The following is a 23,217-nucleotide window of genomic DNA, read 5'->3' as shown; positions in this document are numbered from 1 at the left end:
GGCTCCGCGACCCGTTCAGAACGTGTCGAACGGCGCTAGGCAAGCGTATGCTAAAGGTTTATAAGCCGCCGTTATTGTGGACGACAGGCGCCGGGCAGCGATCCCGGCGAGACAAAGGTGAGTAGAATGGCAGAGACTTGGACCCCGAATAGTTGGAGGCAAAAGCCGATCCAGCAGGTCCCGGATTATCCGGACCTCGCCGCTTTGGCGGCAACGGAAGCCCAGCTCGCCACCTATCCGCCACTCGTCTTTGCGGGTGAGGCCCGCCGTCTGAAGAAGCATCTCGCCAATGTCTCCGAAGGCAACGGTTTCCTGCTGCAGGGTGGGGACTGCGCCGAGAGCTTCGCCGAGCATGGCGCAGACACGATCCGCGACTTCTTCCGCGCCTTCCTGCAGATGGCCGTCGTGTTGACGTTCGGCGCGCAACTGCCGGTGGTCAAGGTCGGCCGTATTGCCGGCCAGTTCGCCAAGCCGCGCTCGTCGGGTATCGAAACGCAGAACGGCGTCTCGCTGGCGAGCTACCGCGGCGACATCGTCAACGGCATCGAGTTCACCGAGGAAGCGCGAATTCCGAATCCGGAACGCCAAGCCATGGCCTACCGTCAGTCGGCTGCGACGCTGAACCTGCTGCGCGCCTTTGCGATGGGTGGTTACGCCAATCTCGAGAACGTGCACCAGTGGATGCTCGGCTTCGTCAAGGACAGCCCGCAGGGCGAGCGCTACCGCAAGCTTGCCGACCGCATCAGCGAAACCATGGACTTCATGAAGGCGATCGGCATCACCTCCGAGAACCATCCGAGCCTGCGCGAGACGGATTTCTTCACCAGCCATGAGGCGCTGCTGCTTGGCTATGAAGAAGCGCTGACGCGCGTCGACTCCACCTCCGGCGACTGGTACGCGACGTCGGGCCATATGATCTGGATTGGCGACCGCACGCGCCAGGCCGATCATGCGCATGTCGAATACTGCCGCGGCATCAAGAACCCGATCGGCCTGAAATGCGGCCCGTCGCTCCAGGCTGACGATCTCATGAACCTGATCGACATCCTGAACCCGGCAAACGAAGCCGGCCGCCTGACGCTGATCTGCCGTTTCGGCCACGAAAAGGTTGCCGACCATCTGCCGCGCCTCATCCGTGCGGTCGAGCGCGAAGGCCGCAAGGTCGTCTGGTCCTGCGATCCGATGCACGGCAACACGATCACGCTCAACAATTACAAGACGCGGCCCTTCGAGCGCATCCTGTCGGAAGTCGAAAGCTTCTTCCAGATCCACCGCGCCGAAGGCACGCATCCGGGCGGCATCCATATCGAGATGACCGGCAAAGACGTGACGGAATGCACGGGCGGCGCCCGCGCCGTTTCCGCCGAGGATCTGCAGGATCGCTATCACACGCATTGTGATCCGCGCCTCAATGCCGACCAAGCGCTCGAGCTTGCCTTCCTGCTCGCCGAACGCATGAAGGGCGGCCGCGACGAGAAGCGGATGGCCGTCAACGCCTGACATGCGCGGAACGCTGAATTGGAAGCCCGGCCAAGCGCCGGGCTTTTTTATTGGGCGAGCACGGACCGCTGGCAGCGGGCATCGGGGAAGCGGACGTCCGCCTCGCCGATCTTGATGCCGAGCATGGGCAGCGTGTTATAGAGCAGCTCATCGATCGGAGCGGTTACGCAGGAACGTGTGTCGGCGATCGCAGACTGTACGGCGGCGTTGCTGCCGAAATTCGCCATGGCCGAGGGGTCGATGTCGCCGAGAGCGATTTCGGCCACGCCCGGCACCACATCCACGCCGATACTGGCGAATGAGCCTTCCGGGTCAAAATTCCTGACGCTCTGGTTCAACGAATTGGATTTGACGCAGCCTCGGACAGCCTCCAATTTCTCCGTGAATTAAGGACGGAGATCGCATGACGAAGGAATATAGGGGCGGCTGCGCTTGCGGAGCGGTGAGGTTTCGAAGCACGAGCAAGCCGGGTCCGGTGGTCGGCTGTCATTGTTCGCAGTGCCGGCGGCAGACAGGGCTCTATTTTGCGTCTTCGGATGTCTCCCTGGACGGCCTGACGATCGAAGGCGAGAATTCGGTCCGGTGGTACCAGTCAAGTGAGGCCGCCGAACGCGGCTTCTGTGCAAATTGCGGCTCGGCGCTCTTCTGGCAGCGAAAGGGATCGCCGGGAGTGTCCATCATGGCTGGCGCTTTCGATCAACCGAGCGGGCTTTCCTTCGGCTACCACATCTACTGCGCCGACAAGGGCGATTTCTATGAGATCAAGGACGGCGCACCGCAATACGCCAAGGGCGTTTAAGCCCCTTTCGCTGCCAGCGAAGCGTTCAGGCGACCGACCTCCTCGCGCAGTGCAGCGAGCTCGGTCACGACGTGCATGTCGATTTTCTGGTGCAGCGATAGAACCTCGAGTTCGGCCTTGAGATTCACTTCGTAATCCTTGGCTGCTTCGAAGCGGTCGCGCTCTGCCTGCCGGTTCTGCGACATCATGATGATTGGCGCCTGGATGGCGGCGAGCATGGAGAGAATCAGGTTCAGGAAGACGAAGGGGTAGGGGTCGAAGGCGCCCGTCGCGAGGACGATCGTGTTAACCGCCGCCCAAACTACAAGAAAAACGAGGAAAGTGATGATGAAGGACCAGGAGCCACCAACCCTTGCGATGCCGTCAGCGACGCGCTCCCCGAAAGATGCCTTCGCAGAGAAGGCGGCGTTAACATCAGTCGAGATGACCTTGCGTTCGTGCGTCCTCCTGAGGACGCGCTTTTCAATGTCGCCAAGTTCCTCGGCCGGCTTGTCGAAATGCAGATGAACGAAGTTCGAGATACTATGCATGATTGGCTCCGATAGGTGACCGCTTCGGAGCCAATATTCCGCGCCAACGCCAATTGCAATGCGGGTTAATGTCTTAGGACCCTTTGCCGAGCAGGTCGTGCTGCGGGAAGAATCGCTCCAGAGTGCGTGCCTTGCCGAACATGATATCGTGCTGCAGGTAGCCGTAGTCGCGCACAAGAGGATCGAGCTTTTTCCGGTCGCGCGCCCAGTCCGCCGTCGCCTTGTTGTCGCGCGTTGCCAGCTGGTAGCGGTCGATGATGTCGTATTTCTTCTGCACGCGGCCGAGGAAGCCGGTGTAGAAGGGATGCTCGAAACCGGCGAACTTGAGGAGATTGTAGGAGATCAGCGACGGGCTGATCGTGCCGACATTCTGCTTCACGCCTTTCTTGTTCGACCAGATGACAAGCGGCGTTTCGTGCTCGCGCTTCATCACATCGAGCGGTGCCCTGCGGGTTGCGACCTGGTCCGGCATGTAGCCTGTGCTCATGTAGACGTTGCCGAGCGGCGGCAGATGGTCGCCCCAAAGGACGATGATCGTTTCGCGCTCGCGCTTCGAGGCCCAGTCCATCAGCCTCTTCAGGCTGTCGTCGGCCTCCTTTATGCCCTGCGTATAGGTCGCAAGCGTCGCGCGGTCGGCTTCCGGGAGGTTGCCGCGGATGCCGATCGTATTCCTGGCATAGCGGTAGGGCTCGTAAGGCCCATGTCCCTGCAAGGTGACGGCGAAGAAAAAAAACGGATTATCGAGACCGTCGCCCTCGCGCATGATCTCCTTCATTAGGGAGTCGTCGGAGGCGAAGATGCCGCGCTTTTCCATCGGCGGCATCGTTTCTTCGGTCCGGAACTCTTCGAAACCGAAATCCTTGTAGACCTGATTGCGGTTCCAGAACCAGCCGCTGAAGGGGTGCAGGGCGCGGGCGGTATAGCCTTCGCCGCGGAAGAAGGTGGCAAGCGAAGGCACGTTGCTGCGGACATATTGCTGGTAAGGAATGCTGCCGTAAGGCAGGAAGGCGTTCGAGAAGCCGGTCAGCGCCTCAAATTCGACATTGGCGGTCATGCCGCCGAATTCCGGCGAGAAGACGTGGCCGGACTGCGCGGCGCGGACATTCGGCATGGGATCGGCGCTGAAGGAGAGGTTCTTGAGCCGTGTCGGATCCCAAAAGGACTCGCTCATCAGCATGATGATGTCCGGCTTTTCCTCCGGGCCTGTCAGATAGCCGTAGTTGCGCGAGGGGATCGCGTCGAGTGCATCGGCGTTGAGACCAGCGGGTGCCGCGACATCGGCCATCGGAATATTGAAGAGGAAGGCCAGTATGAAGCCGTTGCTGCGGTAGTTCTCCTTCTGGTCCCACATCATCGGCACCACCTGCAGCCGGTCGCGGATGTAGGAATATTGCGAATAGTCCATCAGCGAGGCGAAGGCCGCAATCACCGGAAGCCCGAGGCAGAGGTGGCGCAGACGCGCCTGGCGGGAGAGCTTCGGGAAGTTCTGCCAGGCATAACGCCAGGCGAAAACGATGCCTATGGCGAAAACTACGATGCCGACAAGGAGAGCCGCGGCCGTCCACGGCCTGTCGCGCACCATGACCGGCAGCAGTTCCATGATCTGACGGGTATAGAGCACGTCGGACGGATAGAAGGGGTCGGAGAGAAAGCGCTGCTTCTGATTGGAGACAAAGGCCGGGATCAGAAAAAGCGGTATCAGGATGAACGCCGTCTGGTAGCGCCGTCCAAATGCGGCATCGAGGGTCAGCATCACGATCGTGAGCATGGTGACCGTCGTCATGCCGGGCCTAACCGTCGATGTGAGAAACTCGCCGACATCGGCAAGCGTACCGCGCGCAATCCACTCGACGGCGCCAACGCTGAGTAAAGCGAGAGAAAACGAAATTAGAATGCCGATTGCCGCGCGCGCTGCCGGGGACTGTATGCTCGACCCGGAACCGGCGGAAAGTAGTGCTGCTTTTCTGGCCGGTGCGGACTTCATTATCAACGCGATCAACGGCATGCTCCGATGTCATAAAAATTTCACTGAAGTTTCACACGCCTGTCATGAACGCTAGATGAACCCTCCCGGTTTCTCGGCTTTTCCCTGTGGTTTGAATTTTTCGGCCGGCAGACCCCGCGGCTTTTCATGGCGCGGGCAATTGAAGCGGCGGGCCGCACGCGCTAAATGGATGACATGACACAGGAAAACGCTCCTTTGAATACGCTCCGGATTGCCGTTGCCCAGTTGAACCCGACCGTCGGCGATGTCGCCGGAAACCTTGCAAAAGCCCGCGAGGCACGCACCGATGCGGCCCGCCAGGGCGCGCATCTGCTGCTTCTGACGGAGCTCTTCATTTCCGGCTATCCGCCGGAAGACCTCGTGCTGAAACCGGCGTTCCTGAGGGCCTGCCTCAAAGCGGTCGAGGACCTCGCCGCCGATACCGCGGACGGCGGACCCGGCGTGATCGTCGGCTTCCCGCGGCAGGGAAAGACGGGGCGGCATAATTCCGTCGCGGTTCTTGACGGCGGCAAGATCCTGGTGCTGCGCGACAAGATCGACCTGCCGAACTACGGCGAGTTTGACGAGAAGCGCGTCTTTTCCGAAGGATCGATGCCGGGGCCGGTGAATTTCCGCGGCGTGCGTCTTGGGGTGCCGATCTGCGAGGAGATCTGGAACGATCTCGGCGTCTGCGAGACGCTCGCCGAAAGTGGTGCCGAAATCCTGCTCGTTCCGAACGGCTCGCCTTACTATCGCGGCAAGGTCGACGTGCGCCATCAGGTGGCCTTGAAGCAGGTGATCGAAACCGGCTTGCCGCTGATCTTCGCCAATCAGCTCGGCGGCCAGGACGAACTCGTCTTCGATGGCGCCAGCTTCGCCTTCAATGGCGACAGGACGCTTGCCTTCCAGATGAGCCAGTTCGAAACGGCGCTGGCTGTAACGACCTGGAAGCGCGGCGAAGACGGCTGGCGCTGCGCCGAAGGCCCGATGTCGCGTATTCCCGAACTCGACGAGGCCGACTATCGCGCCTGCGTGCTTGGCTTCCGCGACTATGTGAACAAGAGCGGCTTCAAGAATGTCGTCCTCGGTCTCTCCGGTGGCATCGACTCGGCGATCTGCGCGGCAATCGCCGTCGATGCGCTCGGCGAGGAACGCGTGCGAACCGTGATGCTGCCGTACCGATATACGTCTTCCGGTTCGCTGAAGGATGCGGCCGAATGCGCCAAGGCGCTCGGATGCCGCTACGATATCGTGCCGATCGAGGAGCCGGTGAAAGGCTTCACCTCGGCGCTGTCGCAGCTGTTCGAAGGAACCGACAGCGGCATTACCGAGGAGAACCTGCAGAGTCGGGCGCGCGGCACGATCTTGATGGCGATTTCCAACAAGTTCGGCTCCATGGTCGTCACGACCGGCAATAAGTCGGAAATGTCGGTCGGCTATGCGACGCTCTACGGCGACATGAACGGCGGCTTCAATCCAATCAAGGACCTCTACAAGATGCAGGTCTATGCGCTGGCGCGCTGGCGCAACAGCCACGTGCCACCGGATGCGCTGGGACCATCCGGCGTTGTGATCCCGCAGAACATCATCGACAAGGCGCCGTCGGCCGAGCTTCGTCCGGACCAGACGGACCAGGATTCATTGCCGCCTTATCCGGTGCTGGACGACATCCTCGAATGCCTCGTCGAGAAGGAGATGGCGGTCGAGGAGATCGTCGCGCGGGGGCATGACGTGGCGACCGTCCATCGCGTCGAGCATCTGCTCTATCTCGCCGAATACAAGCGCCGCCAATCGGCGCCGGGCGTGAAGATCACCAAGAAGAACTTCGGGCGCGATCGCCGCTATCCGATTACCAACCGGTTCCGCGACCGGTAACGAGAGAATCCGGGAGGATGAATGCGCAGTTCGGTCGAGACCTACAATATCCGTACCGGCGAAAGCCGGATTGTCTTTCAGACGGAGAAACTGATCGAGGCGCCGAACTTCGCGCCGGACGGCGGATATCTGCTGTTGAACGGCGACGGGTTGCTTTACCGGCTGCGGCCGGATGGCATCGGCGGGCTTGAGCAGGTCGATACGGACTTTGCGACCGCATGCAACAACGATCACGGCATTTCGCCGGACGGGGCGCAAATCGTCATTTCCGACAAGACGGAATTCGGCAAGTCGGCGATCTATATCCTGCCGGCGGCCGGCGGGACGCTGCGGCTGATTACCGAGAATTTGCCTTCCTATTGGCACGGGTGGTCGCCGGACGGGAAGGAGCTAGCCTATTGTGGCATCCGCAACGATGAATTCGACATCTATACAATTTCCGTCGATGGCGGCCCCGAGAAGCGGCTGACGCATGGCGAGGGGCGCAACGACGGGCCGGACTATTCGGCTGACGGGAAATGGATCTACTTCAACTCCAGCCGCACCGGGCTCATGCAGATCTGGCGCATCCATCCGGATGGGACGGGTCTTGAGCAGGTGACGCATGACAATTACGGCAGCTGGTTTGCGCATCCTTCGCCAAAGAACGACAAGGTGCTGCTCCTTTCTTATGATCCGAACGTCTTCGATCATCCGCGCGATCTCGATGTGCGGCTGCGGCTGATGGATATGGACGGCGGCAACCTGACGACGCTGTTCGAGCTCTTCGGCGGGCAGGGCACGATCAATGTACCTTGCTGGTCACCGGATGGTGACGAATTCGCCTATGTGCGATATTTCCCGGCAGCTTGAACGCAGCGGCAATTCAGGACATAGAGATTGCCGTCAGGTGCCTGCATCAAGCAGGAGAATCGGGAATCCGGTGAAAGACCGGAACGTGCCCAACGCTGTGAGGCTGACGTTTGCCGCAACAATGGCCACTGGCTTCTGCCGGGAAGGCCGTGGCAAGCGGGTGACGCCGAGTCAGAAGACCGGCCTGGCAAGATAGACCGAACCGCGCGGACGGCGGCGAGGTTTTTGACGCTCCTTGCGCTGCGGCGCGGGTGCTCAAGCATTGTTGGGGATTTAACGATGCAACCTGATCCTTTCGCCCATGCCCTTGTACCGGCCGGCGAGTTTTCCGAACACGACCGGGCCGCAGTGTACAGAGCCATCGAAACGCGCCGTGACGTGCGCGACCAGTTCCTGCCCGATCCTCTGCCTGATGATCTGGTTTCGCGGCTGCTGGGGGCGGCGCATGCCGCACCGTCGGTCGGTTTCATGCAGCCCTGGACTTTCGTCGTGATCCGCGATCCGGAGATACGCCAGGCCGCGTGGCAGGCTTTTTCGCGCGCCAATCAGGAAGCGGCCGAGATGTTTGAAGGGGAGCGGCGGGATGTCTACCGCAGCCTCAAGCTCGAAGGCATCCGCAAGGCGCCGCTCAGCATCTGCGTTACCTGCGATCCGGACAGGGCAGGGCCGGTGGTCATCGGCCGCACCCACAATCCGCGCATGGATGTCTATTCGACCGTCTGCGCCGTGCAGAACCTGTGGCTTGCCGCCCGGGCCGAAGGTATCGGGGTCGGCTGGGTCAGTATCTTCCATGATGCGGATATTCGCGATCTGCTTGGCATTCCGGAACGGATCGAGATCGTCGCCTGGCTTTGCGTCGGCTATGTCGATCAGCTTTACACCGCGCCGGAACTGGCGGTGAAAGGCTGGCGCCACCGCTTGCCGCTCGAAGAACTGGTCTTCTCAGACCGATGGGGAAGCCAGTAACGCCGCGTCAGTTCTGCTGCGGCTGCGGCCCGGGCGTTGCGGGTTTCTTGAGATCGATCGCGCCCTGATCGCCGGCGAGGAACTGCGGACCGACCTGGCGGACTTTGCTGTTCGCCGGGTCATAGGGGCGGTCCGGCACCTGCGGCTGTGGGGCAGACGTGGAGGTGGCGCTCGATGGTGGCTTCGTCTTGATATCGGTGATTGAGCCCCTCGGCGGCGGTTCGCTGATCGCTTGGTTCTTGCGCATGTTCTCGTAATAGGCCGAGAGATTGCAGGCGCAGGAGGACTTTTCGCCGGGGGCGCGGTTCTTGTAGGCAAAGGCATTCGGCATGGCGCTGTAAGGCGCGCCGGTCGAAGCCGAAATCATGTTTGCGGCTTCGGTATTCGAGGTGTCTTGATAGAAGAGCTCCGTCTCGATACCGGGGCACATTTTCGAACACGTCGCTGCGTCGCGGTTGAAATCGATCGATGTTGCATTCGTGGTGATCGGGAAAAAGCCGCCGTCGCAGGTGCGCACGCACATCGTGCTGACATGCGACATGAGCTCGCCGCGCGGCACGCCATATTGCATTCCGCCCTGTTCGCCATCCCCAAGCGGGATGAAAGTATCGCTGCGCATCGCCTGTTCTTCGGGGCTTGGGGCCGGCGCATAGGCCTCTGGGTCCGGCGCATAGTCGAACTCGTCATTGCAGCCGTTGTCTTCGAGCGCCGCCATCAGCTCGTGGCGCACGCGATAATCGGCACCACCCTGGTTGCGCAGTTCGTTGCGCCGCTCCTGCAGGTATCGGATGTTGCCGACCATGCGTGCTTCGGACTGCTGCAACTCGCTGCAATAATCCGCATTCTCGCCGCCGATCACCACCATGCTGTCCACGGAGCAGCCGTAGCCGCGCAGATCATTGCGGACTTTGCGCAGCTCGAGATTCTGCTCGGCAATGGCGCTTGCATACTGGCGGACTTCGGGACCATTGCCGATGACATGCGGCAGATCGGCAACGCGGCCGCGCAGGTCGTCGCAGATCGCATTCGTCTGCGCGGCAGCGGGTGCAGCCAGGGCAAGCAAGATCGCAAGGGTCAGGTTTCGGCGGTTCACGGCATCATCCCGGAGCAAAGTGAGGCCAGAGCGGCGTGACATTTACCGCATCATGACTTTCTAGCCTGCTTCCGTTAACAAGCTGGCGACGGAATTCTAGCGCATTTTCCCATTTTGCTGCAACTTACGCCGGCTGCGAAGCCTCGGCGACGGCAAGCGCCGCCATGTTGACTACGCCGCGCGAGGTGACCGAAGTCGACAGGATGTGCGCAGGTTGTGCGGTTCCCAGCAGAATTGGGCCGACATGGAGCGCGTCCATCATCGTGCGGACGAGGCCGAGCGAAATGTTGGCGGCATCGAGGTTCGGGAAGAGCAAAAGGTTGGCTTCGCCGGTAAGCGAGCTATCCGGCATGGCACGCTTGCGCAGCAATTCCGACAGCGCCGAGCCGGCTTGCATTTCGCCATCGACCTCCAGCTCCGGGGCGCGTTTGCGCACGAGCTGCAGGGCATCGCGCATCTTGCGGGCGCTCTCGGAGTTCCGGGAGCCGAAATTCGAATGGCAGATCAACGCAGCCTTCGGCGTGATGCCGAAGCGGCGGATCTCCTCGGCCGCGAGAACGGCGATCTCGGCGATTTCCTCATGCGTCGGGTTGTAGTTGACGAAGGTATCGGCGAAGAAAACGGGGCCTTTCTGGGTGATCAGCAGGCTGAGACCGGCGAAGGTACAGACGCCCTTTCGCTTGCCAATGATTTGGCCGACGTCCTTCAGGTGGCGATCGAAACGGCCCTCCACGCCGCAGATGAGGGCATCGGCCTCGCCGCGCTTCACCGACAAGGCGCCGATTACAGTGTTGTTGGTGCGCACGATCGTGCGGGCGGCCTCCGGGTTGATGCCGGCGCGGCCGACGAGAGCGAAGTAGTCGTCGACATAGTCACGGTAACGCGGATCGTCTTCAGGGTTCACTACAGCGAAATCGACATTCGGGCGAATGCGGATGCCGAAGCGCTTCAGACGTGCCTCGATAACCGAGGGGCGGCCGATCAGAATCGGCTCGCCGGTCTTTTCCTCCAGCAGAACCTGAGCCGCGCGCAGGACGCGCTCGTCTTCTCCTTCCGCGAAGATGACGCGTTTCTTCTCGGAAAGCTTGGCGCTGGTGAAGATCGGCTTCATGACGAAGCCCGAGCGCCAGACGAAGCGGTTCAACTGATCGAGATAGGCGTCGAAATCCGCAATCGGCCGGGATGCCACGCCCGTCTCGGCGGCGGCTTTGGCGACAGCCGGGGCGATGCGCAGGATGAGACGGGGATCGAAGGGTGAGGGAATGAGGTAATTCGGACCGAAGATGGGCGTCTCGCCGGAATAGGCGCGGGCGGCGACGTCCGACACTTCCTCGCGGGCAAGCCCCGCGATGGCCTTGACCGCAGCAAGCTTCATTTCTTCGTTGATGGCCGTGGCGCCGCAATCGAGCGCGCCACGGAAGATGTAGGGGAAGCAGAGGACGTTGTTCACCTGGTTCGGGAAGTCCGAACGGCCGGTGCAGATCATTGCGTCCGGGCGGGCGGCGCGCGCCAGGTCAGGCATGATTTCAGGGGTCGGATTGGCGAGCGCCATGATGAGCGGCTTGTCCGCCATCTGTGATAGCAGGTCGGGCTTCAGGACACCCGCGGCCGAAAGACCGAGGAAGACATCGGCGCCGCCGATATTGTCGGCGAGCGTGCGCATCTCGCTCTTCTGTGCGTAGACAGCCTTCCATTCGTCCATCAGTTCGGTGCGGCCTTCATAGACGAGGCCTTCGATATCGTGGACCCAGATATTTTCGCGCTTGGCGCCGAGCTCGACCAGCAGATTGAGGCAGGCGAGCGCAGCGGCACCCGCGCCGGAGGCGACGATCTTCACGTCCTTGATCTTCTTGCCGGCGAGTTCCAGTCCGTTCAGGATCGCAGCTGCGACGATGATAGCCGTGCCATGCTGGTCGTCGTGGAAGACCGGGATCTTCATCTTCTCGCGGAGCTGGCGCTCGACCTCAAAGCATTCGGGTGCCTTGATGTCCTCGAGATTGATGCCGCCGAAGGTCGGCTCGAGCGAGGCGACGGTGGAGACCATCTGATCGACCGTCAAGGCATCGATTTCGATGTCGAAGACGTCGATGCCGGCGAATTTCTTGAAGAGGACGGCCTTGCCTTCCATGACGGGTTTGGAGGCGAGCGGGCCGATATTGCCGAGCCCGAGAACGGCCGTGCCGTTGGAGATGACGGCAACAAGATTGGCGCGCGAGGTGTAATCGGCAGCCGTTTCCGGATTGTCGCGGATCGCAAGGCAGGGCGCGGCAACGCCGGGCGAATAGGCCAGTGCCAGGTCGCGCTGGTTGCCGAGCGGCTTGATCGCCTGAATTTCGAGTTTGCCGGGGCGGGGGTAACGATGGAAGAAAAGCGCCTGTTCGTCGAGGTTTCCGCCGGTCTCGTTCTTCTCCGTGTTGGATTTTTCCTGATGATCCATTGCCGTCTCCGCTGCCGCACTCACATCTTTTGAAGACTTCTCCATACATCAATCGGCTGGCAGGGACAGTCAGAATTTCGGGATCGAAGCGGAAAACTCGTGAGCGCCGCGCATGCGCCGATTCGCGCGTCTGTCATCTTCCTGAAACACGAGTCTGATTTTGGAAGACCAGAAACGATGGGACGCAGGCGGAACGCTTGTGAAAGACAATATGGATACCCGACACTTCCGTACTCTCTTCATTTCCGATGTGCATCTCGGCTCGAAGGCGGCAAAGGCGGACTTCCTCCTCGACTTTCTCCGCTATCACGACGCCGATACGATCTTCCTCGTCGGCGATATCGTCGACGGCTGGCGGCTGAAGCGCAGCTGGTACTGGCCGCAGGTCTGCAACGACGTGGTGCAGAAGCTGCTGCGCAAGGCGCGCAAGGGCACGCGGGTCGTCTACATCCCCGGCAATCACGACGAGTTCCTGCGAGACTTTCCGGGCATGCATTTCGGCGGCATCGAAGTCGCCGAGCGGATGATGCATGACGGCGCGGACGGCAAGAAGTATCTCGTGCTGCATGGCGACGAGTTCGACGTCGTCGTCCGCAACGCCCGCCTGCTCGCCTATCTCGGGGACTGGGCTTACGACACGGCGATCAAGATCAACGTCGTGCTGGCCGCGATCCGCCGCCGGATGGGCATGCCCTACTGGTCCTTCTCCGCCTGGGCGAAGCTGCAGGTGAAGCACGCGGTCAATTTCATCGGCGAGTTCCAGCGCGTCGTGGCCGACGAAGCCCGCAAGCATGGCGCCGACGGCGTCATCTGCGGCCATATCCACCATGCCGTGATCGAGGACATGGACGGCGTGCGCTACATCAACACCGGCGACTGGGTGGAGAGCTGTACGGCGATCGCCGAGCATGAGGACGGCACGTTCGAGCTCATCACCTGGAGCACGATGGCCGACGCTCAAGCCATCCCGCTGGCGATCGAGCATCGCGACGGCCAGCTCGAGCCGCAGGCTGCCTGATTTTCCTGTTGTGAACACAGAAGCAATTTAGTCGTGGTGACGGGCGTTAGGCTCGTGGCGTCTGTCATCGCGGACCTACTTCCAGCCGCATGAGTATTTCATCATAATATGTATCGCCCACCTTTAGAGCTTCGACTTCGACGGCCCATTCATCAAAGCCCATGGATTTGTAAAGCCGGATAGCCGGAACGTTGGATGACACAACGCTAAGCCGGAGCGAACGCAGCGTCGTGCCAACTTCGTCAATCGCAGCACTCAGCAGCAGGCGCGAAAGACCAGTGCCCCGCGCCGCCTGGCGGACATACATTCCCCAAATCGATCCAATATGTTGCATCTTGATGGCTTTGGACTTTGACACGCCGATAGTTCCGGCAAGGATTCCGTCATCGGATAACCCACCGATCACAAGGCCGTTCTCAAGCCTACCGGCGAAGTGCGCCTCAGATAGGCTCTGCTCCTCTTCCCATGACGCGCCAAATGCCTCTGGATGGTTCGCGAGAGCCTCAAGGCGAACTTCTCTGAAAGACGACGCATCATTCCTGTCGAGGCGGCGAAGCTTGTATGGGCGCACAGTATGTCCTTTGTCTTTTTGAAGCGCGACCGAAACCACCTAGCGGTAACGGTTCTATGACGCTGGCTCAAAATCTACGACCTAGAACCTAAAGGGAATGCGGATGGCTTTAATTACGATCGGTTGTGAGCGAAGAGGACGAGCTTTTTCTTAAAGCGTTTCAGAAAGGCTATTTCTGGCCATAGTCGCCCTTGGGTTGATGTGCTAGGCAACGTCCAGTTTCCTGCAGGTCCACCGATGATTCCCGCCCAGAATAACCCGACAGGCGAGGGGGCGCCGCCGCGCTTCCGGCTGCTCAGCGCCCTGTCCTATTGCGCTCCGCTGATTGTCAACGGTGTCGTTCTTCCCTTCTTTCCCGTCTGGCTAGTGGTCCACGAATTCACTGATCGTGAAATCGGCATCATCCTGGCAGTGCCGATGGTGGTGCGTGTTCTCGTGGCGCCGATCGTCGCCATGTATGCTGACCGCATGAAGGAGCGCGCCGATGTGCTGCTCTGGTCCGGCGGGCTGTCCTTGCTGACAGCGGTAGCGCTGTGCTGGACGACGAGCTTTTGGCCGGTGCTGATCGTCTTCGCCGTGCAGGGTGCGACCTTCGCGCCCTATCTGCCGGTCGTCGAATCGATCGTCATTTCCGGCGTTCGCCGCTGGGGGCTCGACTACGGCTCCATGCGCGTCTGGGGCTCTATCGCCTTCATTGCATCGACCATGATCGGCGGCGAGATGATTGGCTATTGGGGCGGCTCGATGGTGCTGCCGGTCATGATTTTCGGCTTCGTCATGACGATGCTGATGGCGATCTATTGTCCGCGGATTGGGCCGACCCGCCGGCGCGGCACGCCGGTCGACATACCGGCGGCCACCGGCAGTTCGCTACGGCAGCCACATCTGCTAGTGCTCCTATGGGGCGTGGCGATCCAGCAGTCGAGCCACGCGCTTCTCTATGTCTTCGCGTCGATCTATTGGCATCAGGTTGGCTTTTCAGGAACGGAGGTCGGCATTCTCTGGAGTGCTGCCGTTGCCTCCGAGGTGATTGTGTTCTTCGTCTCGAAGCACCTGAACCGCCGCTTCAGTGCGTGGACGCTGATCCGCATCGGCTGCGCGGTCTGCATTTGCCGCTGGATCCTGTTCCCGATGCATTGGGGCTTCGTCGGCTTCTTCGTGCTGCAATGTTTCCATTCCTGCAGCTTCGCCTTCGTGCATATCGGCGTTCAGCGGCGCATCGTGGCAACGGTGCAGGAGACGCAGGAATCGTCGGCTCAGGGCGCCTATTTCTTCTATAACGGCATGTTCATGGGACTGATGACGCTCGCCTCCGGCTACATCTATGCCTGGCTCGGCCTTGCGAGCTTCTACGTCATGGCACTCGTCGCAGCGCTGGGAATGTCTCTGGTCTTCGTTGCCTACTACCTTCAACCCCAAAGGCTGGGTTCGGGTGGCCAGACAAGGGAAGCGGTGTAGCGAAGGCCGGGTTGCCGGTCGCGGGCAAGAAGCAGGGGGCCGTCGAGATCGACGAATTCAGCGTCCTGCGCTAAGAGCACGGCGGGCGCCATGGCAAGCGATGTACCGACCATGCAGCCGAGCATGATCTGGAAGCCGAGGCGCTGCGCCTCGCGCTTCATCGCGAGCGCTTCCGTCAGGCCGCCGGTCTTATCGAGCTTGATGTTGATCGCATCGTAGCGGTCGCGCAGGCTTGCTAGGTCGCCAGTATGGTGGACGCTCTCGTCGGCGCAGACCAGGACTGGACGCTCGATCTTGGCGAGCATTTCGTCCCGGCCGGCAGGCAGCGGCTGTTCGACGAGCGCGATCTTCATCTCGGCGGCGATGCGCAAGTGATGTTCCAACGTGGCCTCAGGCCAGCCCTCGTTGGCATCAATCATGATGATGCTGTTAGGCGCGGCTTCACGCACGGCGCGCATGCGGCTCTCATCGTCACCGGTGCCGACCTTGACCTTGAGCAGCGCCCTTGCGGAGTATGCGCGCGCCTGCGCCGCCATAATCTCCGGTTCACCGAGCGAGATCGTGTAGGCCGTCGTGAGCGGCTTCGGCGACGCAAGGCCGATGCGTTCGGCAACGCTTTTTCCGCCGCGCTTGGCTTCGAGATCCCATATCGCGCAATCGACGGCGTTCCTGGCTGCGCCCGGCGCCATGGCGGAGAGCAGGTCTTCGCCGGAAATGCCCGTTTCGATCAGGGGCCGGGCGGCTTCGATCTGTGCGGCGACGCCTTCCACCGTCTCGCCGTAGCGTCGGTAGGGAACGCATTCGCCCCAGCCTCGCTTGCCGTTCTCCGCCAGAATGCAGGTGATGACGTCCGCCGAGGTCTTTGCGCCGCGCGAGATCGTGAACGTGCCCGCAATGGGAAAGGAATTCATCTGGATTTCGAGCGAGCGTGGCATAATTGCAATCCTGCGAGCATGGAAATTCTATGTGTCTTCGGTATATTAACGCGCCGGGCGTGAGCGATTTGTTCGCGAGTCGGCAATGTCGCCGCAAGCCTTGAAAGACACAAGCATTTTGAAGCCCGACACCCGCAACGCCGCCTCACTGCACGTGGACGACCAAGCCGACGGTGGGGGACGCCGCGTTCATCTCGAAGGCAATTGGCGCAGCGCCAACATCCATCTCGTCCTCCACGACATCGAAAAGATTGCCCGTGGTAAAGGTGATCTGACCCTGGACCTGTCGGGCGTCACGGATATCGACACGGCCGGCGTCTGGCTGCTTTGCCGGCTCAAGCTGCAGGAAGAGGCGGCCGGGCGGCAGGTTCGTTTCGAAGGCACCAATCCGCATATCGACGAAATGATCGAGGAATTCTCCCAGAAACCGGAGGAGGAAGCCGTCGAGGCTCCGAAGAAAAGCGGCCTCGCCGAGCGCATCTTCGCGCCGGTCGGCAAGATGACCGTGGACCTCTGGAACGACCTCACGGCCGCGATGTATATCCTGGGCTCGGCGGTGCGTGGCGCGCAGATGAAGTTCGGGCGCGGCAGCGGCGTTTCTCCAGCCTCGATCGTCAACCAGATCGACCATATGGGCGTGCGTGCCGTTCCGATCATCCTTTTGATGTCGTTCCTGATCGGCGCCATCATCGCGCAACAGGGCGCCTTCCAGCTTCGGTATTTCGGCGCCGAAGTCTTCGTCGTCGATCTCGTCGGCATCCTGCAGCTGCGCGAAATCGGCGTGCTTCTGACAGCGATCATGATCGCCGGCCGTTCCGGCAGCGCAATCACCGCCGAAATCGGCTCGATGAAGATGCGTGAAGAAGTCGATGCGCTGAAGGTCATGGGCCTGAACCCGGTGGGCGTGCTGATCTTCCCGCGGCTTGTGGCGCTGACGGTGGCGCTGCCGCTTCTGACGGTGCTTGCGAACTTCGCCTCGCTGTTCGGCGCCGCGTCGGTTGCCTGGGCCTATTCCGGCATCACTTTCGCGACCTTCCTGTCTCGCCTGCACGAGGCGATTACGCTGTCGACGGTGCTCTCCGGCATGATCAAGGCGCCGTTCATGGCGCTCGTCATTGGTATTGTCGCGGCTGTAGAAGGCCTTAAGGTCGGAGGCAGCGCCGAATCGCTCGGCCAGCACGTGACGGCTTCCGTAGTGAAGTCGATTTTCGTCGTCATCCTCATGGACGGGCTGTTCGCCATGTTCTATGCGGCCATCAATTTTTAAGGGTTCAGCGTGGACGGGCAGCAAGCAGAGCCGAACGGGAAGGATGAGCGGGACATCGTGCTTTCGGCACGAGATGTGACCGTCGGCTTTGGCCCGAAGATCGTGCTCGACAAGCTCAACCTGAACATCTACCGCGGCGAGATCCTGGGCTTCGTCGGCGCATCGGGTACCGGCAAATCCGTGCTGATGCGAACTATTTTGCGCCTTCTGCCACGCCGCTCCGGCATGATCGAGATCCTGGGACAGAATTTCGACAAGCTGGACGAGAGCCAGCGCAACGCACTCGACATGCGGCTCGGCGTGCTCTTCCAGCAGGGCGCGCTGTTTTCCTCGCTGACGGTGAGGGAGAACATCCAGGTGCCGATGCGTGAATATCTGGATCTGCCGAAATCGCTGATGGACGAACTGGCGCACCTGAAGATCCGGCTCGTGGGTCTTGCTGCCGATGCGGCGGACAAATATCCCTCCGAGCTTTCCGGCGGCATGATCAAGCGCGCTGCCCTTGCGAGAGCCCTGGCGCTCGATCCGGAGCTGGTATTCCTGGACGAGCCGACCTCGGGCCTCGACCCGATCGGTGCTGCAGAATTCGATGAACTGATCGCCCGGCTGCGAGACACGCTCGGGCTGACCGTCTACATGGTAACCCACGACCTCGACAGCCTGTTTTCCGTCTGCGACCGTATTGCCGTACTTGGACACAAGCGAGTAATGGTTGAGGGGACGATCGACGACATGCTGGCCTATGATGATCCATGGGTTCAGGCCTATTTCAAGGGCAAGCGGGCGCGCTCGATCGTGCCGCAACAAGAAACAGCCGCCGGCCGTGCCGAAAGCACTGGCGACAGCCGCGGGAAGTGACCGGAAACGATGGAAACCAAAGCGAACTACACGATCGTCGGCTTTTTCACTGTTCTGGTGATCGCAGCCGCATTCGGCTTCGTCTACTGGATGGCCGAGTACGGACGCAGCGGCCCTATGGCGGAACTCGTCGTGCGTATTCCGGGCTCGGCAAACGGCCTCAGCGTTGGCTCGCCGGTGCGCTTCAATGGCATTCAGGTGGGGTCGGTGACGTCCCTGTCGATCGATGCCGACGACCCGCAATATTCGCTGGCCTTCACCGAGGTGCGCGTCGATGCGCCGATCTATCCTTCCACCAGGGCCATCCTTGAAATCCAGGGCCTGACGGGTGCGGCCTATATCGAGCTTTCGGGCGGCAAGGTGGGTGAAGAGAATATCCTGCAAAAGGCCGTCGAGACCGGCAAGCGCGCGGTGATCGTCGCGGATCAATCAAGTGTGACGAATCTTCTGGCGACGGCCGACAAAATTCTCGACCGGGCGAACGCGGCGGTGGGCGAGGTTCATGGTTTCGTCCAGGACGCGCGCGGACCGCTGACCAAGACGCTGCAAAATGCGGAGACCTTCTCCGGTGCGCTGGCGAAGAATTCCGGCAATATCGATTCCTTCCTGCAGAGCGTCGGCCAGCTTTCCGAAACCGTCCGCAAAGTCTCCGGCCGAGTCGATTCCACGCTTGAGGCCGTCGAAGCGCTGGTAAAGGCCGTCGACGCGAAGAAGATCGATACGATCCTCAGCAATGCCGAGAAGGTGAGCCGCGATATCGCCAATGCGTCCGGCGACCTGAAGGGTGCCATCCAGAGATTCAACGAGACGGCGACGACCTTCAACGATTTCGGCAAGAAGGCGCAGACGACGCTCGACCGCGTCGATACGCTGGTGGCGCAGATCGATCCCGCCAAGGTGAAGGGGTCGGTCGACGATATCGCGCAGGCGACGAAGGATGCACGCGTCGCGGTCGCCTCAATACGGGACGTCGCCAATACCGTCTCGGCGCGCCAGAAGGATATCGACCAGACGATCCAGGACGTCTCGCAGATGGCGAACAAGCTGAACTCGGCCTCGACGCGCGTCGACGGCATCCTGATCAAGCTCGACGCGCTGTTCGGCACGGACAATTCGCAGTCGCTCTTTACGGAGGCGCGCGCAACGCTCGATTCCTTCAAGAAGATGGCGGACAATCTCAACGCCCGCATCGGTCCGATCGCGGACAACCTGCAGCGGTTTTCGAGCGGCGGCTTGCGCGACGTGCAGGCGCTCGTCGACGATACCCGCCATACGATGCAGAATCTCAACAGTGCGATCAGCAATTTCGACCAAAATCCGCAGCGGCTGATTTTTGGCGGCGATACGGTAAAGCAATATGACGGCCGGACGCGCCGTTGACATGGATATTTGAAAGCAAGGGTAGCGAAATATGGCCGTATCGCATGTGTTGGCGCGCCGTTCATTGCTGGCAAGAACGACGCTCCTTTTGCCGCTTATGGCGCTGGCAGTGACCGGTTGCGGCACGGCGGCCAAGAACGATACCTTTGATCTCTCCGCCACCGTCACCGTCGACGGACGGCCCGCCAAGCGCAGCCAGATTCTCGTGCCGGCGCCGACGGCCTTGAAGGCGCTCGACAGCAGCCAGATCGTCGTCCGCGTTTCGCCCTCCGAGATCCAGTATCTGTCGCGCTCGCAATGGAGCGACAGCCTGCCGCGCATAGTGCAATCGAAGCTAGTGGAAGCCTACGAGAACTCCGGCAAGCTCGGCGGCGTCGGTAAGCCGGGACAGGGCCTTGCGATCGACTATCAGGTCGTCACCGACATCCGCGCCTTCGAGATCGACACCAGCATCGGCAGCCAGGCCGTCGTCGAAATCTCGGCGAATATCCTCAACGACCGCAACGGCACGGTCCGCGCCCAGAAGGTTTTCCGCGCGGCCGTTCCTGCAGGCGGCGGCTCGAATGTAGGCTACGTCAAGGCGCTCGACCGCGCGTTCTCTGCGGTGACGGCAGAGATCGTCGATTGGACGCTGCGGTCGATTTGACGACGGAGGAAATGGTTGCGGCCGAAGCCGAAGAACTTGGGATGGACCAATCCCGCCTTCGCTAGACGATCAGCAGCACGGCACCGGTGCCGAGCAGAACCAGCGTCCATACGAGATCCGTGTTGATCCAGGCACTGCGCAATATCCCGAGCCCGACCCAACGATAGACTGCCAGGGCAACGATACTTGTGGCCGCCAACATTGCAAGGGTATGGACGCCGACTGCAGCGATCGCCATCGCCGCGGACCCATCACCGTCGACTTCACGCAATGGCGACTCCGTAAGACAGAGGGGCATCAGGGCCGGTAGGATCATGAGTCCGGCTCCATGGGCCGTTGCCATCAGGAACGACCAGAACGCCAGGCCGGCAAGCCCTGTGCGCATGCCGATGCGAACGCGGCGCCGGTGTCCGAAGAAATGATGCCAGATGGCCCATGCAATGAGGCCTCCTCCGGCCGCCGTCCGCAACCCATCTTGATTTACGAAAAGACCGGCCGCGAGCAGGGTGCCCGCCACCAGTGCGATGGACACTGCGTGCCCCAGCGCGATAGCAGGCACCGCCTGAACCACGGCGGCGGAACTTTGGCGGTGAACGCCGAGCGCCACGGCAAACAACCATCCCATCGCAGGGTTGAGACCATGGAAGGCTCCCAGTCCCGCCAGTAGCATCCAGGGCCAGAGTTCATTCATGAGCGCCTCATCGGGCTGGCCTTCGCCCCTTACGGATAGCAATAGGAATCCGACGAGCAATCTCCACCCTGGAGGCGGACCTGGTGCGGGCGATGCGACTTTGGCCATTCGACGAAGAATTTCTCGTCGAAGGCAATGCCGCCGTCAGGCTCCGCGTCAAGCTTCACCATCCAGCCGGAGATGCCATCGGGATAGAACTGTTCGTCGATCGCGCCATAGAGCGAGTTGGTGAAATAGATGCGGCGACCGTCACGGCTGATCTCGACCATCTGCGGGCCGCCATTCAGCGCGCCATTCTTCGCTCCCGGATGCGAAGCGCGCGAAACGATGCCGCCGATCCGGACCTTTCCTGTCAGCTTCGGCTTGAATGGATCGGAGACATCGTACTGATGCAGATCGCCAGTTCCCCAGCAGGACACGTAGAGAAATCTGTCATCCATCGAAAGGTCGATATCGGTGACAAGCGGCGGCACGGCATTGAAACCCTTGAGCATCGGCGGCAACAGGTCCGGATCGGCGGGCTCCGCCGGAATGTCGATCACCTTTGTCACCGCCCACTTCGCGCCGTCGCGGTGCCAGACCCATATCGAGGACGAGAGGTCCTCAAGACTGAGAACGCAGTTCACAAAACCATAGGCTTTGGTCGGATCATGTGCGGGCCTGAGTTCGAATACGAGCTGATACTTGTCACCGAAATCGATCGTCTGCAGGTGCTTGCGCTTGTGCAGGTCCCAGAAGTGCAGACGGCGGCCATATTTCGCGCCAAGCAAGATTTCCGGGATCAGGCCGTTTTCAAAAGTATCCGGCGTGCCCCACTCGCTGGTGACGAGCGTGTCGTGGCCAAGATGCCACCAGACGTCGTAGGAAAGGTGCTGCGGTCCGCGATCCATTTCCCATTGGCCGCGCACCTCGAATGTCTCGTGATCCATAAGGAACACGCCGCCCGGTCCCTTGCCCTCGGCATTGCCAAGTGCTGCGACATAGATCCCTTCCGGTCCGCAGTGAACGGTATGAGGCCTGGAGTATCCGGCCCGGTCGGCGACTTCGCCCGGTTCGATGACCTTGACGATCGATGGTTTCCGGCCGTCGGGCTTGGTGTCGATGATATGGATGCGCGAGGATTTCAACCCGGGTACGACCAGATAGCGGCGCTCCGCATGCGGGTGCGGCGCATTCGGGCAAAGGCAGGATGAGCAGGCGTTCCAGCCGAAATGATGCAGCTCGTCACCGACATTGGGCATTGCGAGGGATGTGACGATCTGACCATAGGAGGCTGATTTGGGATCGACATCGACGACCGCGAGCTCGTCGGGAACCGCTCGCGCCGGATCGAAGGCGGCGACGTAGGCAAGCGTCTCCGGCGCGGCCTTCATGGCCATTCGCGGTGACGGATAAAAGCTTGGATCGGGTTTCCACGTTACCATATGAAGTGCTCCTGGCTCGCGTTTGCTGAACAGATGTTCGCTAGATGCTTGCCGCCAGCCGACTCATCGCTGCGGACGGGGCAGGATAGTGGATGCTTCAACGGGATACAGATTCGAGATCGTTCCCTACGGCTGCGAGCCGCAGAGACAATCCTCCCCAGACAATTGTCTCAGATAAAGGTGGGTTTGGGCAGTCCCTTTTTCGCGGCAGCTCAATCCGGTTGCCAATCAACAGCGGACGTGGATGCACCGGGAGGCTTCTAGGGCCAATGCTGCCTAGATGGTTTCGCAAGTATGCATGTGAAAGGGCCGCTTTCGGGCGGCCCTTCGTGTAGTGATCTTCAGCTTCGCTTCCCTTAGCTCAAACGCCCTGCGGCGTGGGCCAGCATCGTGTAGACCTTGCCGGTGTCCGATGTCAGGTAGGACTGCGTAATCGTCTGATCGCGGTCAGAGCGGGCGACGTCGGCAAGCAGCTTCTCGAAATCGGCGATGTAGCGGTCGACGGCGGTGCGGAATTCCGGTTCGCGGTCGTACTTGCGCTTGATCTCGTCGAAAGTCTGCTGGCCCTTCAGCGTGTAGAGGCGGCGGGTGAAGACGTCGCGCTCACCGCGCTGGTAACGGCGCCACAGATCGACCGAGGCGTCGTGATCGATCGCGCGGGCGATATCGACCGAGAGCGAATTCAGCGATTCGACGACGTGGCGCGGATTGCGGCTATCGGCGCTGCGCTGTGCTGGCGCAGGCTGGGCGCTCGGGGCTGCCGCGCGTGCGGGAGCTTCCTCGGCGGCTTCGTCGCGCGAGGCACCACGCAGCAGGTCGCTGATCCAGCCCCCGGTTTCCTGGCGGGCAGGCGTGGCTGGAGCGGGGACGGGGCGCTGCGGCGCTGCGGCTGCCGGCGGAGTGATCGTGCCGCGAAGCGCAAGGCCGTCTTCA

The 23,217-nt window shown here is 61.2% G+C and carries 20 protein-coding genes, 1 pseudogene and 1 riboswitch; of the genes and pseudogenes, 11 read left to right on the top strand and 10 right to left on the bottom strand.

Going from position 1 to position 23,217, the window contains the following annotated elements:
• Positions 1–126 precede the first annotated feature (126 nt).
• Positions 127–1,500, top strand: coding sequence for a class II 3-deoxy-7-phosphoheptulonate synthase (locus BN1800_RS24390; RefSeq protein WP_027511836.1), 1,374 nt, complete (start codon positions 127–129; stop codon positions 1,498–1,500).
• 47 nt (positions 1,501–1,547) lie between these two features.
• Here the strand turns inward: BN1800_RS24390 and BN1800_RS24385 are convergent.
• Positions 1,548–1,796 (bottom strand): annotated as a pseudogene (locus BN1800_RS24385) (hypothetical protein); the annotation flags it as partial.
• 107 nt (positions 1,797–1,903) lie between these two features.
• Between BN1800_RS24385 and BN1800_RS24380 the strand changes: the two are divergent.
• Positions 1,904–2,299, top strand: coding sequence for a GFA family protein (locus BN1800_RS24380; protein ID WP_087001519.1), 396 nt, complete (start codon positions 1,904–1,906; stop codon positions 2,297–2,299).
• Here the strand turns inward: BN1800_RS24380 and BN1800_RS24375 are convergent.
• Together BN1800_RS24375 and BN1800_RS24370 are read right to left on the bottom strand one after the other, a co-directional pair.
• Entirely contained in the window at positions 2,296–2,829 is a 534-nt protein-coding gene (locus tag BN1800_RS24375; RefSeq protein WP_027511833.1) for a DUF1003 domain-containing protein, read from the bottom strand. The two genes, BN1800_RS24380 and BN1800_RS24375, sit on opposite strands and share 4 nt — an antisense overlap.
• A 73-nt stretch (positions 2,830–2,902) precedes the next feature.
• The gene (locus tag BN1800_RS24370) at positions 2,903–4,828 is read right to left on the bottom strand and encodes an LTA synthase family protein (protein WP_244564619.1); all 1,926 of its coding nucleotides are present in this window, start codon (positions 4,826–4,828) and stop codon (positions 2,903–2,905) included.
• A 180-nt stretch (positions 4,829–5,008) separates the two neighbouring features.
• On the opposite strand from BN1800_RS24370, the gene BN1800_RS24365 reads away from it, so the two are divergent.
• The 3 genes from BN1800_RS24365 to bluB all read left to right on the top strand — a co-directional run bounded on the left by BN1800_RS24365 (position 5,009) and on the right by bluB (position 8,506).
• A complete protein-coding gene (locus tag BN1800_RS24365; protein WP_027511831.1) occupies positions 5,009–6,688 on the top strand; it encodes an NAD+ synthase in 1,680 nt (559 codons plus the stop codon).
• Positions 6,689–6,709: 21 nt separating this feature from the next.
• Positions 6,710–7,540 (top strand): TolB family protein, encoded by an 831-nt coding sequence (locus BN1800_RS24360; RefSeq protein ID WP_087001517.1) that lies wholly within the window; start codon positions 6,710–6,712, stop codon positions 7,538–7,540.
• Positions 7,541–7,558: 18 nt separating this feature from the next.
• Positions 7,559–7,742: riboswitch (cobalamin riboswitch) on the top strand.
• Between the two features lie 77 nt (positions 7,743–7,819).
• Positions 7,820–8,506, top strand: a complete 687-nt coding sequence (gene bluB / locus BN1800_RS24355; protein ID WP_087001516.1) for a 5,6-dimethylbenzimidazole synthase — start codon at positions 7,820–7,822, stop codon at positions 8,504–8,506.
• 7 nt (positions 8,507–8,513) lie between these two features.
• On the opposite strand, the gene BN1800_RS24350 is transcribed toward bluB, so the two are convergent.
• Together BN1800_RS24350 and BN1800_RS24345 are read right to left on the bottom strand one after the other, a co-directional pair.
• Positions 8,514–9,599 carry a DUF2865 domain-containing protein gene (locus BN1800_RS24350; protein WP_087001569.1) on the bottom strand — a complete coding sequence of 362 codons (1,086 nt, stop codon included), beginning with the start codon at positions 9,597–9,599 and terminating at the stop codon, positions 8,514–8,516.
• A gap of 124 nt (positions 9,600–9,723) precedes the next feature.
• The gene (locus BN1800_RS24345) at positions 9,724–12,036 is read right to left on the bottom strand and encodes an NADP-dependent malic enzyme (protein WP_087001515.1); all 2,313 of its coding nucleotides are present in this window, start codon (positions 12,034–12,036) and stop codon (positions 9,724–9,726) included.
• Positions 12,037–12,247: 211 nt separating this feature from the next.
• Between BN1800_RS24345 and BN1800_RS24340 the strand changes: the two genes are divergently transcribed.
• Complete coding sequence (locus BN1800_RS24340; protein WP_027511826.1) at positions 12,248–13,054, top strand: UDP-2,3-diacylglucosamine diphosphatase; 807 nt, start codon at positions 12,248–12,250, stop codon at positions 13,052–13,054.
• Positions 13,055–13,118: 64 nt separating this feature from the next.
• On the opposite strand, the gene BN1800_RS24335 is transcribed toward BN1800_RS24340, so the two are convergent.
• A complete protein-coding gene (locus tag BN1800_RS24335) occupies positions 13,119–13,625 on the bottom strand; it encodes a GNAT family N-acetyltransferase (RefSeq protein ID WP_179213877.1) in 507 nt (168 codons plus the stop codon).
• A 237-nt stretch (positions 13,626–13,862) separates the two neighbouring features.
• On the opposite strand from BN1800_RS24335, the gene BN1800_RS24330 reads away from it, so the two are divergent.
• Entirely contained in the window at positions 13,863–15,083 is a 1,221-nt protein-coding gene (locus BN1800_RS24330; RefSeq protein ID WP_087001513.1) for an MFS transporter, read from the top strand.
• Here the strand turns inward: BN1800_RS24330 and dgcA are convergent.
• Positions 15,035–16,018: an N-acetyl-D-Glu racemase DgcA gene (gene dgcA, locus BN1800_RS24325; protein WP_087001512.1), complete on the bottom strand. Its 984-nt coding sequence runs from the start codon at positions 16,016–16,018 to the stop codon at positions 15,035–15,037. The genes BN1800_RS24330 and dgcA overlap by 49 nt on opposite strands.
• A gap of 100 nt (positions 16,019–16,118) precedes the next feature.
• Here dgcA and BN1800_RS24320 point away from each other — a divergent pair, with 100 nt between their 5' ends.
• The 4 genes from BN1800_RS24320 to BN1800_RS24305 are packed head-to-tail and all read left to right on the top strand — an operon-like array spanning position 16,119 to position 20,169.
• Entirely contained in the window at positions 16,119–17,285 is a 1,167-nt protein-coding gene (locus tag BN1800_RS24320; protein ID WP_244564623.1) for an ABC transporter permease, read from the top strand.
• Between the two features lie 9 nt (positions 17,286–17,294).
• Positions 17,295–18,143, top strand: coding sequence for an ABC transporter ATP-binding protein (locus BN1800_RS24315; protein WP_087001510.1), 849 nt, complete (start codon positions 17,295–17,297; stop codon positions 18,141–18,143).
• Between the two features lie 9 nt (positions 18,144–18,152).
• Positions 18,153–19,523: an MlaD family protein gene (locus tag BN1800_RS24310; protein ID WP_087001509.1), complete on the top strand. Its 1,371-nt coding sequence runs from the start codon at positions 18,153–18,155 to the stop codon at positions 19,521–19,523.
• 31 nt (positions 19,524–19,554) lie between these two features.
• Positions 19,555–20,169: an ABC-type transport auxiliary lipoprotein family protein gene (locus tag BN1800_RS24305; RefSeq protein WP_027511819.1), complete on the top strand. Its 615-nt coding sequence runs from the start codon at positions 19,555–19,557 to the stop codon at positions 20,167–20,169.
• A gap of 61 nt (positions 20,170–20,230) precedes the next feature.
• Here BN1800_RS24305 and BN1800_RS24300 read toward each other — a convergent pair whose 3' ends face one another.
• The 3 genes from BN1800_RS24300 to BN1800_RS24290 all read right to left on the bottom strand — a co-directional run.
• Positions 20,231–20,860 carry a hypothetical protein gene (locus tag BN1800_RS24300; protein ID WP_087001508.1) on the bottom strand — a complete coding sequence of 210 codons (630 nt, stop codon included), beginning with the start codon at positions 20,858–20,860 and terminating at the stop codon, positions 20,231–20,233.
• A gap of 29 nt (positions 20,861–20,889) precedes the next feature.
• Positions 20,890–22,284, bottom strand: coding sequence for a selenium-binding family protein (locus BN1800_RS24295; RefSeq protein ID WP_087001507.1), 1,395 nt, complete (start codon positions 22,282–22,284; stop codon positions 20,890–20,892).
• 356 nt (positions 22,285–22,640) lie between these two features.
• Positions 22,641–23,217: hypothetical protein (locus BN1800_RS24290; protein ID WP_143534074.1), on the bottom strand; the 577-nt coding region annotated here is incomplete at its 5' end.

Source organism: Rhizobium sullae (genome assembly GCF_900169785.1).
Lineage (GTDB): Bacteria > Pseudomonadota > Alphaproteobacteria > Rhizobiales > Rhizobiaceae > Rhizobium > Rhizobium sullae.
This window is presented reverse-complemented; position numbering and strand designations above follow the sequence as displayed.